Here is a 12,276-nt window from a genome sequence, read left to right on the forward strand (position 1 = left end):
AGAGCAGTTTTTTTATCGTTAAAAGAAAAGCGATTGTTTGTGATTTTGAGGAGTGGACAAGGCTTGCTGAAAAATACCACATAACTTTTCCACTCCCTCGGTCAGTGCCTTTTCATTCACATAAGAAAAGCTGAGGCGGATATAGTTTTGTTTCGGCTCTCCAGGATAGCACACAGAGCCAGGCAGAAAGGTGATTTGCTGTTTACGTGCCTCATGCAGCAGTGCACGTGTATCAACCCAGGAAGGAAAGCTAAGCCACAAATTGAGCCCACCCTGAGGAATTTGCCACGTCACATCTTTTGGTGCGTGCTTCGTTAACACATCTATCATTAAATCACGTCTGACCTTCAAGGCGGTTCTCAGCTTTTTCGTATGATCAATCATTTTCTTTGAAGTCAGAAACGGCAGAATGGCTTTTTGTGTGAGAAGAGGGCTGCCTAAATCATTATTGGCCTTTGCAGCTAATAAACGATTAAATATCGAGCCTGAAGCAGTGATAATCCCAATTCTGCATCCAGGAGCAAGTGTTTTACTTAAACCTCGTAAATAAATGACGTGTCCATCATGATCCAGACTTTTGATAGGTGCAGGCGGCTTCTTTTCGAAATATAGCTCACGATAAGGATCATCCTCTACAATCAGACAATCAATACTTTGAGCCAGTAAGAGAAGTTGTTTTCTGCGTTTCATTGACATACTGGCGCCTGTCGGACTGTGAAAAGTAGGAATCGTGTAGATGAGCTTTGGTTTATATTTATCACAAATGCTTTGAAGCTGCTTCATGTTCATTCCTTCATGATCAACAGGGACTGTAATAATTCTTGCCCCTCTGCCCATAAAGACATCAATGGCGCCTGGATAGGTTGGTGCTTCCATGACAACTACATCATCAGGACCGATAAACGCACGTGCGACCAGATCAAGCCCTTGCTGAGAACCACTAGTTACTAGGATATTCTCAGGAGTTGAAGGCACATCCAGTTTTTCTAAAAAAGACTGAATGACCTGCCGAAGCTGAAGATCCCCTTGAATTTCCCCATACTTTGACATGATTTGAGGATGTCTGGCTAGGACATGCTGCATTTCTTTTTCTAAATAACGGTTTGGCAAAAGCCCAGGATCGATCATAGAGGAAGAAAGGTTGATCGCTTCTTCGACATAGTGATACTGAGCAAATTGAGATCGTGGTAAATAATCCGGAATGGATAACTGCCAATCAAAAGTGGTAGATGACGGAACCGGAATCTCTGACTGCTTTTGAAGCTCATCCACAAACGTTCCTTTTCCTTGCACAGTCGTTAAATATCCGTCGTCCTTCAGCCGAGTGTATGCCTTTGCTGCCGTGACAAGACTCACATTCAACTGCTTTGCCAAATCACGTACAGTTGGCAGCTTATCTCCCTGTTGAAGCAAACCCGATTGGATATGATCAATGATTGAAAAGTAAATCTGATTTGAAAGCGATGTATCAGAATGTCGATGGATATCAATATGCATGAGAAACCTCCATTGAGTGCAAAATTGTTATACATGAATTTGAATTGTTATAGTTGCATTATAGCATGTAAATGACACTTCAAAGAAAGAATGACATATTTTTAGCAGGTAATCGTTTATATACAAGGGTTTAAGCTATTTTTTCGGCTGATTGAATTGTTATACTATTCTCTTTATTGTTATACTGTCTCGCTTGTATGATAAAGGGGTAAATCAATCGAATTGACAAATGGGAGGAAACTATTGTGAGCAATAAGGGAACTGAACGAGTGAAACGTGGAATGGCAGAAATGCAAAAGGGTGGCGTCATTATGGATGTCGTCAATGCTGAACAGGCGAAGATCGCAGAAGAAGCAGGTGCGGTGGCAGTTATGGCACTAGAACGAGTACCAGCTGATATCCGTGCAGCCGGCGGTGTTGCCCGTATGGCAGACCCAAGAATCGTAGAAGAAGTACAAAATGCAGTAACGATTCCAGTCATGGCAAAAGCACGTATCGGCCATATCGTCGAGGCTCGTGTTCTTGAAGCACTTGGTGTTGATTATATCGATGAGAGTGAAGTGCTGACGCCCGCAGATGAGGAATTCCATTTAAATAAAAATGAATACACAGTACCTTTTGTCTGTGGTTGCCGTGATTTAGGTGAAGCAACCCGTCGTATCGCAGAAGGCGCTTCTATGCTTCGTACAAAAGGGGAGCCTGGAACAGGCAACATTGTAGAAGCTGTCCGTCATATGAGAAAGGTCAATGCTCAGATTCGTAAAGTAGCATCAATGAATGAAGATGAACTGATGACAGAAGCGAAGAACCTAGGAGCACCGTATGAATTATTGCTTCAAATCAAAAAAGATGGCAAGCTCCCAGTTGTTAACTTTGCAGCGGGAGGCGTTGCGACACCAGCAGATGCTGCGTTAATGATGCAGCTTGGAGCAGACGGTGTATTTGTTGGATCGGGTATTTTTAAATCAGACAATCCAGCGAAATTTGCAAAAGCAATTGTTGAAGCAACGACTCACTTCACAGATTACCGTCTCATTGCAGAGCTTTCAAAAGAGCTTGGAACAGCCATGAAAGGAATTGAAATCTCAAATCTACTGCCAGAAGAGCGTATGCAAGAGCGTGGCTGGTAATTAAGGGAGCGCAAACGAACATGCTAACAATTGGTGTACTAGGGCTTCAAGGAGCCGTGAGAGAGCATATTCAATCGATTGAAGCTTGCGCTGCAGAAGGGAAGATCATCAAACGAGCAGAAGAGCTAGCATCTGTGGACGGTCTTATTATCCCTGGTGGAGAAAGCACGACGATGAGAAGACTCATGGATACGTACCAATTCATTGAACCGATCAAAGCGTTCGCTGCAGAAGGGAAACCGATTTTCGGAACATGTGCCGGTTTGATTATGCTGGCAAAGCATATAGAAGATCGAGACGATGCTCATCTTGGACTGTTAAATGTATCTGTTGCACGGAATTCATTTGGCAGACAGGTAGACAGCTTTGAAGCAGATTTAGAAGTAAAAGGACTGGATGCGCCGTTTACAGGAGTGTTCATCCGTGCGCCTCATATCATCAGCGCAGATGAGAGCGTAGACATCATGGCTGAATATGATGGCAGGATTGTGATGGCGAAGGAAAACAATATCTTAGGCTGTTCTTTTCATCCGGAGCTGACAGACGATCACCGGTTAACACAGCTGTTTGTTGAAATGGTGAAGTCCTATAAAACGAAGCTCGCTGTATAAAACGGTTGAAAAGAGATAAAACTTATAGTACATTAAAATCACAATCAAAGATCGAAAAAGCGTTGACGGGAAATAGTAAGAAGCCCCTCTTTCTCAGAGAGCCGATGGTTGGTGCGAATCGGTGAAAGATGCAGTCTGAATCCATCCTTGAGCGAAATGCTGAAACACGTGAAGTAAGCATTTACGGTGATACCGTTACAGAGGAAAGAGGAAAGCATGCTTCTGCATGTTTTCAATCAGGGTGGCAACGCGAGAGCTCTCGTCCCTTTCATGGGATGAGGGCTCTTTTTATTTTTCGATAAAAAAAGGAGTGTTATACATGCTGGATATTAAACAACTGCGCACGGACTTTGATCAAATCAAAGAAAAATTAGCACACCGAGGCGAAGATTTAGCGGATTTTGATAAGTTTGGTGAGCTGGATCAAAAAAGAAGAGAACTAATCGGAAAAACAGAAGAATTAAAGAGCCGAAGAAATGAAGTATCACAGCAAGTGGCTGTTCTAAAAAGAGAAAAGAAAGACGCCGATCACATTATTCAAGAAATGCGTGAGGTAGGAGATGAGATTAAGAAGCTGGATGATGAGCTACGAACAGTAGAAGAAAGCTTGCAGCACATCCTATTCTCTATTCCGAATATCCCTCATGACACTGTACCAGTTGGGGAAACAGAAGATGACAACGTGGAAGTGAGAAAATGGGGCGAACAGCCGGCATTCTCATTTGAGCCAAAGCCACATTGGGACGTAGCGGATGAACTAAACATTCTCGATTTTGAACGTGCAGGAAAAGTCACAGGAAGCCGTTTCGTTTTTTATAAAGGGCTTGGCGCACGCTTAGAGCGCGCACTATATAACTTTATGCTCGATTTGCACGTAGATGAGTTTGGTTTTACTGAAGTGCTTCCACCTTACATGGTCAATAGAGCGAGCATGACAGGAACTGGACAGCTTCCAAAATTCGAAGAGGATGCTTTTAAAATCCGTGAAGAAGATTATTTCCTCATTCCAACAGCTGAAGTACCTATTACCAACATGCACCGTGATGAAATAATTGAAGGGGAACAGCTGCCAATCAATTATGCAGCGTTCAGTGCTTGCTTTAGATCAGAGGCTGGATCTGCCGGCAGAGATACACGCGGACTCATCCGTCAGCATCAATTTAATAAGGTAGAGCTTGTGAAATTTGTAAGACCTGAAGATTCTTATGAAGAATTAGAGAAACTAACAAATCAAGCAGAAAAAGTCCTACAGCTATTAAACCTGCCATACCGTGTCATGAGCATGTGTACGGGAGATTTAGGATTCACGGCTGCGAAGAAATACGACATCGAAGTATGGATTCCGAGCCAAGATACGTATCGTGAAATTTCTTCTTGCAGTAACTTTGAAGCATTCCAAGCAAGACGTGCAAACATTCGATTCCGTCCAGAGCCTAAAGCCAAGCTAGAGCATGTGCACACATTAAATGGATCTGGTTTAGCAGTAGGAAGAACCGTGGCGGCCATTTTAGAAAACTATCAACAAGAGGACGGCACTGTGATCATCCCTGAAGTACTGCGTCCTTATATGGGAAATAAAGAAGTCATGAAATAAGATGCCGCTATGGCATCTTATTTCTTTTTCCCAAAAGTCCTACAGTTTTCCTAAATTTAGCCGATAGAAATACTAAAAGCTTCTAGGAAAGAAGGAATAACCTTGAATAGGCTTGACTATTATGTTGAAATGGCTCAATTAATTAGAAAAGTTCTAGATGAAAGTATCCTTTTCGGCATCACTGATACAGAGAAGGTGCTTTGTTACTATCCGTCTAAAACAATAGATTTTGGCATGAAGGTTGGGGATCCATTGAACCCAGAAGACCAAAACGTGGCGACGACATTAAGAGGACAAGAATATGACGGTCATTTACCAGAGTCTTTATATGGTTATGAAATTGCAGTAAAAGGTTACCCGATTTTTGATGAAAATAGAAAAGTAATTGGCTCTTTTTTAGTGGCATTTTCACATCATCGTGAAAAGAAATTAAGTGGTTACATGGAGCATATCAATGATGTAGCGAAAGAACTTCAAAGTGGAATTGAGCAAATTGCTGCGCATTCACAAGAGCTGGCTGCCACAAGTTTAGAAATAAGCGAACAGGCAGGAAGAGCGGAAGAGAAATCTGCAAATATTGAAGAAGTCGTCAAAACCATTGGCGGGATTGCTAGACAAACCAATTTGCTAGGCCTAAATGCTGCAATTGAAGCAGCAAGAGCAGGAGAGAATGGAAAAGGGTTTGCTGTAGTAGCTGATGAAGTTCGTAAATTATCAGATGGCTCAAAGGAAGCGGCTGAAACCATTAATACCTTCTTAAAAGAGATCCAAGACAGCATTGGCACTTTGTCTGAAAACATCTCACAAATCAGCAGTTCAACAAATGAACAAGCAAAACAAGTGACAGACTTTACGAAAATTATTGAATCATTAAATGAGTTTAAAGAAGAGATGAATCATTTTATTGAAGAGATTAGACAGGATACAAAATAGATCAAGAGCAGCCGTCGATGGCTGCTTTTTTATGGGCAGATTCTCATGCCAAAATAACTTATTGAAATTTTTTTCGAAAAGATGTTGACTTGAAATAAATCGATATGGTATATTAATTCTTGTCGATACGGAGGAATACCCAAGTCCGGCTGAAGGGATCGGTCTTGAAAACCGACAGGGGTGTCAAAGCCCGCGGGGGTTCGAATCCCTCTTCCTCCGCCATATTGATTTTTTACCTTAGTTGAATTGAAACGCAAGCATAAAAATTGGAATTGTCAAACCGCTGCATTCGCGAAATGCAGCGGTTTTTTTTATTTTGTTTTAGAGCGATTTTTTTGAATAACAGAAGCAATTTCATGAAGAATTGGATCAAGTGAGCTTTCATCATGAAGTAAGTCGTAATCTTCAATGTTAATTTTAATCACTGGACATAAATCGAATTGTTCGATCCATTGCGTGTATCGAGTGTACATTTCTTCCCAATAGGCTCGATCTGTTTGAGTTTCCATCTCTCTGCCGCGTTCCTCAATACGATGTAAAATATGATTTAAATCCCCGTGCAAATAGATGAGAACATCAGGGTGAGGGAAGTAAGGTGTCATCACCATTGCCTCGAATAGACTCGTATACGTTTCATAATCTACTTCAGACATCGTACCTTTGTCCGCATGCATTTTTGCGAAAATGCCAGTGTCCTCATAAATTGAACGATCTTGCACATACCCTCCACCAGATTCAAAAATCCGCTTTTGCTCCTTAAAACGCTCAGCTAGGAAATAGACCTGTAAATGGAAGCTCCATCTTTGGAAATCTGAATAAAAGGGCTCTAAGTATGGGTTATCATCTACTTTTTCAAGAGAGGTTTGAAAGCCTAGCTTGTCCGCTATTGTTTTAGTCATAGTTGATTTTCCGACACCAACAGTCCCGGCGATTGTGATCACTGCATCCCTTGGTATTTCGATATTGTTCATAGCACTTGCTCCTTTATGTTCTGTACAATTTGCTGGTAATCTTGCTGTGAGGAAACGAAGTCTGTATGATCTCCTTCAATTGTAATGATAGGAAGCCCTGGGTCAGTCTGTTTTAAATGTTCAATGGCCAGCTCATAATCTTCAATGAGTGTTTTTAAATAAGCCGGTTCAATGTCTTCTTCAAAAGAGCGTCCTCTCATCTGTATTCTTTCAAGTAAGGTAGGAAGGCTGGCTTTTATATAGATGATGGCATTTGGTTTAGGAAGATCATCTGTTAGCAGGTGATAGATCTTTCTATATTTGTCCATGTGCTTTTTTGATAATGTTCTTTCTGCAAATATCATATTTTTATAGACATGATAATCAGTGACAATCGGCTGCTGTTGATTCACATAGTTTTCTTGAATAGATTCTAATTGTTTGAACCGATTGCATAAAAAGAACATCTCAAGCTGAAAGCTCCATTGTTCCATATCTTCATAAAATTTATCTAAGAATGGATTTTCTTCTACAATCTCTTTTACTAAAGGAAATTGAAATTCCTTCGCAAGCATTGTAGCCAAAGTTGTTTTTCCGGCTCCAATTGGGCCTTCCACTGCAATAAAAGGGGCAGGATACATAGGCGTTCTCCTCTATCTATAAAGTTGTCAAACCAATGTATATTGTACCATACCCCTGCCGAGAGATAGAGCGAACGGATTACGATGTCGTTCTTTTTTCAATATTGAATTGATCTGATAATAAGAGCCAATTTTGAGGGAAGGATAGACCTAATTTCCAATAAGCAATTCCGTTCAAGTTTAACTCTTTGATGAGGTTGAACTTTGCTTGAATTGATCTAGCGTCTTCGAACCATACCTCATGCTCTTTATTATTGGCATCTGTATAACGAAAATAAGGTGCTTGTGCTGTTTCGTCATATAGAATGGAGGCATTATTATTTCTAGCAATTGCAATCGCTTGTTGGGGACTGACAGCTTTAGCAATAGGGCCGCCTTGAACGTAAGGAAGCGTCCAATCATAGCCGTATAAGTTCTGGCCCATAACAATTTTATTTGCTGGAATAACGGTCAGTGCATATTCAATGACTTGGCGGACAGGTCCAATGGGAGAGACTGCTTGCGCAGGGCCGCCGCTGTATCCCCATTCGTAGGTCATTAATACAACATGATCGACGATCTTCCCAATGGCTTCATAGTCATGAGCTTCATACCATTTTCCCTTTTGCTGACTACTTGTTTTAGGGGCAAGTGCAACAGATATTGTCCATCCTTCTTGATGGAAGCGGGTTGTTGCCTCTCTTAAAAATTGAATGTAGGCATCTTTATCAGCGGGACGTAAATATTCAAAATCAAAATGGATTTCTTTTAATTGATACTTTTTTGCAACACGAACGATTTCATTTAAAAATGTGGCTTTGACAGATTGGTTATTCAAAAGAATTTGCCCAAGTTCATCACTGAATTTATCATTCTCTAGGTTAGTCACCACCATGGATAAAACGGTTCTGCTCTGAGCGGCTATTTGAGGTAGCTGATCTAACGGTGGTTCTTTCAGTGTTCCATCTCTTTGCGCTTGAAAACTAAAGGCGCCTAAATGCGTTAAATATGGAGAGGCCTCTCTAGCTGCTTGTTTTAAGTTTTCACTGACTTGATTTCCCCGTGGTTCAATGTAAGCATTCGAGTTAATGTTCCTTTTCGGTCTTTGAGGAATATAGAGCAAGAAGCGAATAGGAAGTATCGCTTCAGGCCGTATTCTATTCACACGTGCCAACTCTTCCACTGAAATTCGAAATCGTCTTCCAATTTGATAAAGTGTGTCATTCTGTTTGACCTCATAAAATTGACCTCTAATTGGAATGACAATTGTTTGTCCAATGACGAGTTGATTTGGTGTTTCAATATCGTTGGTACGGATGATTTCATTGACTGTTGTTTTAAAACGCATGGCAATTTCGTTTAAAGTATCTCCTCTTTTGACAACATAAATTTGAATAGTCAACGCCCCCTTTGTTATTGCTAACAATTTATGAGGGTTATGGATAAATCATGTTTGATTTTCATTCGTGATCTCTTTAGCAGTGGTGATTTTTGCTAGTAGAACGTTCTCCATCATCGTTAAAGCATATTCGTTGTCTCTGTCGTCATTTGATGCGATACAATCTTCAGGTACAATTAAGTTGTATTCTCGCATGTATGCGTCATTTGCAGTGAACAGAACGCAAATGTTTCCTGCAATTCCGGTCAAAATGATGTCTTGTACACCTAATTCATTTAAGAGTGTCTCTAATGCAGTTCCATAGAAGGCAGAATGCTTCGGTTTAATTAAGAAGTAATCATCTTTAGATGGTGCCATTTTCTCTAAAATAGGGGCGCTTCTTTCATTTTTGCATGTTTCCATCACAGCTTGAATATCAGCCTTCCAGAGACCATAGTGGTCGTTGATATAGATGATCGGCCAATTTACCTTGAAAGCATGATCTTTAAGAGCTAAAATCTTATTGGTCATTTGCTCTGTTTTATCAGCGAGCACATGTCCCATTTCAAAATCAAAATTATTAATCATGTCGATAATAAGCAGTGCCTTTTGGTGCTTTGACAAAGTAAGCCCCCCTTTAAAAGATTGTGCTAATATGTTAACCTCAATATCCTTTTAAAAAACATGAAAAGAGAGCCGTGCTATGACGAGAGATGAACAGTTTATGCAAGAAGCTATTTCTGAAGCCTTAAAAGCAGAACAAATAGGAGAAGTACCAATCGGTGCCATCATCGTTGTTGATGACCAAATTGTGAGCCGAGCTCATAATTTAAGGGAAACAGAGCAGCGTTCAATTGCACATGCAGAATTACTTGCCATTGATGAAGCGTGTAAAACGACTGGAAGCTGGCGTTTAGAGGATGCTGTACTTTATGTGACGCTTGAACCATGTCCTATGTGTGCGGGAGCGATTGTCCTTTCTAGAGTGAAAAAGGTCGTTTTTGGTGCGTACGATCCAAAAGGTGGATGTGCAGGTACTTTAATGAATTTACTGGATGATGAACGGTTCAATCATCAGTCTGAAGTCATTGGTGGTGTACTTGAAAATGAGTGTGGTGAGCTGTTAAGTCAGTTCTTCCGAAATCTCCGTCAGCGAAAGAAACAAGCCAAAAGTAAATGAATGGATGTCGTTTGCAATTTCGGCTATAAGAAGGTATACTTATGTCTGCGTCACTAACAATTTAATATTCATTTTGCCGTGCTAAGCGGGGAGGTAGCGGTGCCCTGTACTCGCAATCCGCTCTAGCGAGGCCGAATCCCTTCTCAAGGTTCGTTTACTTCAAGGTCTGCCTTAAATAAGTGGTGTTGACGTCTGGGTCCTGCGCAATGGGAATTCATGAACCATGTCAGGTCCGGAAGGAAGCAGCATTAAGTGAAACCTCTCATGTGCCGCAGGGTTGCCTGGGCCGAGCTAACTGTTTAAGTAACGCTTGGGGTAGCGAATCGACAGAAGGTGCACGGTAAATCAATATTAAATGTAACTCATCTAGTTAATCTAGGTGAGTTTTTTGTTGCTGTTTAAAGAATAGTTCAGCTGCTTTGTTTATACAAATAGCCAAAAAATCTTTTTAGAGTTTTTTTGTTTTTTATTAATCGCAGCGGGAACTAGTGTTCCTCGTGGTGTGGCAGATCAATTCGAAAATCTAGAAAACAGGTTTTTGGTTCATAGAAGTAGAAAAACTATAGTTGAAATCATCATTTTCGTTTATTAGAAAATAAAGGTGTGCTTTTGAATTGATCGGTGCATCATGTATAATAAAAAAGATGATAAATGGAGGAGGGCGTATTTGTGAGTTATCAAGCTTTGTATCGAGTGTTCAGACCTCAAGTTTTTGAGGATGTTGTTGGACAAGAACACATCACAAAAACGTTGCAAAATGCCCTTTTGCAGAAGAAGTTTTCTCATGCTTACTTATTTTCAGGTCCTAGAGGAACAGGTAAAACAAGCGCTGCTAAAATCTTTGCGAAGGCAGTGAACTGTGAAAAGTCACCTGTGAGTGAACCTTGTAATGAATGTGATGCCTGTAAAGGGATTACAAACGGCTCGATTTCAGATGTGATCGAAATAGATGCTGCCTCAAACAACGGAGTAGATGAAATCCGTGATATACGTGATAAAGTGAAATTTGCTCCTTCGGCGGTTACATATAAGGTTTATATTATAGATGAAGTACATATGCTCTCTATCGGGGCGTTTAATGCCCTCCTTAAAACGTTAGAGGAGCCGCCCGCTCATTGTATCTTTATTTTGGCTACCACAGAGCCTCATAAGATTCCTCTTACCATCATATCTCGTTGTCAGAGATTTGATTTTAAACGGATCACGACAAAAGATATTGTTGGAAGAATGCAGAAAATTGTAGATGCAGAAAGCCTAAATGTCCAAGAGGGCTCGCTCGAGATTATCGCTAGTGCAGCTGATGGTGGTATGCGTGATGCACTAAGCCTCTTAGATCAAGCAATTTCATTTAGTGGTGAGCAACTGACAATTGATGATGCGCTGCTCATTACAGGAGCTGTTTCTCAGCAATTCATTAGTCAGCTAGCCGAAGCAATTTTTGATCAAAATATTGCCGTGGCGTTAGATACCTTAAATGAATTACTTCAGCAGGGGAAAGATGCTGCTAAATTAATAGAGGACATGATTTTTTACTTTAGAGATATGCTGCTTTATAAAACAGCACCAGATCTGGAAGGGGTCCTTGAAAAGGTAAAGGTCGATGAAAATTTCGTGACGCTTTCGGATCGTGTGACACCTCAATTTCTATATGAAACAATTGAAGTGCTGAATAAAAGTCACCAAGAAATGAAATGGACGAATCATCCAAGGATTTTCTTTGAGGTAGCTGTTGTTAAGCTATGTCAGTCAACGGCTGGAATACCACAAGCTCATGCTAACGCTGATTTAACGACGCTAACGGATAAAATAGACAGGTTGGAACAGGAGCTATCTAGGATAAGAGCTGAGGGTGTGCCAATGTCTCATTCTCATCATCCTCAAGAAAAAAAGGAAGCACCTCGACCACAAACAAGTAACAAAAATGGATACCGTGCACCTGTCGGTCGAATTCACGAAATTCTAAAAGAGGCAAAACGTCCAGAGCTAGAAAAAATTAAAGGTAAGTGGGGAGAACTCCTTGCCCACTTGAAACAGCAGAATAAGGTGTCTCACGCTGCACTATTAACGGATAGTGAACCAGTTGCTGCTGCTACTCATGCCTTTGTTTTAAAATTCAAGTTTGAAATACACTGTAAAATGGTTGCTGAAGATAAAAGTGGTGTTCGAACCAACCTTGAGCAGCTATTAGAGTCTATGTTAGGGAAAAGAGTGGAATTAGTTGGCGTTCCTGACGCTCAATGGGGTAAAATAAGAGAAGAATTTTTAAGAGATCATCAGCCGGATGAACAGGCAGATGGTCAGGGGACTTCTGCTGAAGAGGATCCATTGATTGCAGAAGCAAAGAAGTTAGTAGGAACCGATTTAATAGAAATTAAAGATTAAT

The 12,276-nt window shown here is 40.7% G+C and carries 11 protein-coding genes, 1 tRNA gene, 1 other RNA gene and 1 other annotated feature; of the genes, 8 read left to right on the top strand and 5 right to left on the bottom strand.

The genetic code is table 11. From position 1 onward, the window contains the following. Positions 1-18: 18 nt before the first annotated feature. Positions 19-1,497 carry a PLP-dependent aminotransferase family protein gene (locus MKZ05_RS00080; protein WP_327841056.1) on the bottom strand — a complete coding sequence of 493 codons (1,479 nt, stop codon included), beginning with the start codon at positions 1,495-1,497 and terminating at the stop codon, positions 19-21. 245 nt (positions 1,498-1,742) lie between these two features. Here MKZ05_RS00080 and pdxS point away from each other — a divergent pair, with 245 nt between their 5' ends. The 5 genes from pdxS to MKZ05_RS00105 all read left to right on the top strand — a co-directional run bounded on the left by pdxS (position 1,743) and on the right by MKZ05_RS00105 (position 5,987). Continuing rightward, positions 1,743-2,627: a pyridoxal 5'-phosphate synthase lyase subunit PdxS gene (gene pdxS / locus MKZ05_RS00085; RefSeq protein WP_003218112.1), complete on the top strand. Its 885-nt coding sequence runs from the start codon at positions 1,743-1,745 to the stop codon at positions 2,625-2,627. Between the two features lie 20 nt (positions 2,628-2,647). Next, the gene (gene pdxT / locus MKZ05_RS00090; RefSeq protein ID WP_050945825.1) at positions 2,648-3,238 is read left to right on the top strand and encodes a pyridoxal 5'-phosphate synthase glutaminase subunit PdxT; all 591 of its coding nucleotides are present in this window, start codon (positions 2,648-2,650) and stop codon (positions 3,236-3,238) included. A 53-nt stretch (positions 3,239-3,291) separates the two neighbouring features. Further along, positions 3,292-3,508 (top strand) — a binding site (T-box leader). Positions 3,509-3,557: 49 nt separating this feature from the next. Then, positions 3,558-4,832, top strand: a complete 1,275-nt coding sequence (gene serS / locus MKZ05_RS00095) for a serine--tRNA ligase (RefSeq protein WP_050945826.1) — start codon at positions 3,558-3,560, stop codon at positions 4,830-4,832. A gap of 102 nt (positions 4,833-4,934) precedes the next feature. After that, positions 4,935-5,765, top strand: coding sequence for a methyl-accepting chemotaxis protein (locus MKZ05_RS00100; protein ID WP_003218096.1), 831 nt, complete (start codon positions 4,935-4,937; stop codon positions 5,763-5,765). A gap of 129 nt (positions 5,766-5,894) precedes the next feature. Beyond that, positions 5,895-5,987: transfer RNA gene (locus MKZ05_RS00105), tRNA-Ser, on the top strand. Positions 5,988-6,076: 89 nt separating this feature from the next. On the opposite strand, the gene MKZ05_RS00110 is transcribed toward MKZ05_RS00105, so the two are convergent. The 4 genes from MKZ05_RS00110 to MKZ05_RS00125 form a co-directional block, all read right to left on the bottom strand. After that, positions 6,077-6,736 (bottom strand): deoxynucleoside kinase, encoded by a 660-nt coding sequence (locus tag MKZ05_RS00110; RefSeq protein WP_335353127.1) that lies wholly within the window; start codon positions 6,734-6,736, stop codon positions 6,077-6,079. Beyond that, positions 6,733-7,356: a deoxynucleoside kinase gene (locus MKZ05_RS00115; RefSeq protein ID WP_003218080.1), complete on the bottom strand. Its 624-nt coding sequence runs from the start codon at positions 7,354-7,356 to the stop codon at positions 6,733-6,735. Before MKZ05_RS00115 ends, MKZ05_RS00110 begins: the two co-directional genes overlap by 4 nt. Positions 7,357-7,435: 79 nt before the next feature. After that, positions 7,436-8,737: a glycoside hydrolase family 18 protein gene (locus MKZ05_RS00120; protein WP_268498372.1), complete on the bottom strand. Its 1,302-nt coding sequence runs from the start codon at positions 8,735-8,737 to the stop codon at positions 7,436-7,438. Between the two features lie 45 nt (positions 8,738-8,782). Continuing rightward, positions 8,783-9,337 (bottom strand): isochorismatase family cysteine hydrolase, encoded by a 555-nt coding sequence (locus tag MKZ05_RS00125; protein ID WP_335353128.1) that lies wholly within the window; start codon positions 9,335-9,337, stop codon positions 8,783-8,785. Between the two features lie 79 nt (positions 9,338-9,416). Here MKZ05_RS00125 and tadA point away from each other — a divergent pair, with 79 nt between their 5' ends. From tadA to dnaX, 3 genes are all read left to right on the top strand, one after another. Next, positions 9,417-9,893: a tRNA adenosine(34) deaminase TadA gene (gene tadA / locus MKZ05_RS00130; protein WP_003218102.1), complete on the top strand. Its 477-nt coding sequence runs from the start codon at positions 9,417-9,419 to the stop codon at positions 9,891-9,893. A gap of 76 nt (positions 9,894-9,969) precedes the next feature. Further along, positions 9,970-10,234, top strand: an RNA gene (gene ffs / locus MKZ05_RS00135) — signal recognition particle sRNA large type. Between the two features lie 328 nt (positions 10,235-10,562). After that, positions 10,563-12,275, top strand: coding sequence for a DNA polymerase III subunit gamma/tau (gene dnaX, locus MKZ05_RS00140; RefSeq protein WP_003218100.1), 1,713 nt, complete (start codon positions 10,563-10,565; stop codon positions 12,273-12,275). The last annotated feature ends 1 nt before the right edge of the window (position 12,276 follow it).

The sequence above is a fragment of the Bacillus sp. FSL M8-0277 genome, assembly GCF_037975305.1.
GTDB classification, from domain to species: domain Bacteria; phylum Bacillota; class Bacilli; order Bacillales; family Bacillaceae; genus Bacillus; species Bacillus pumilus.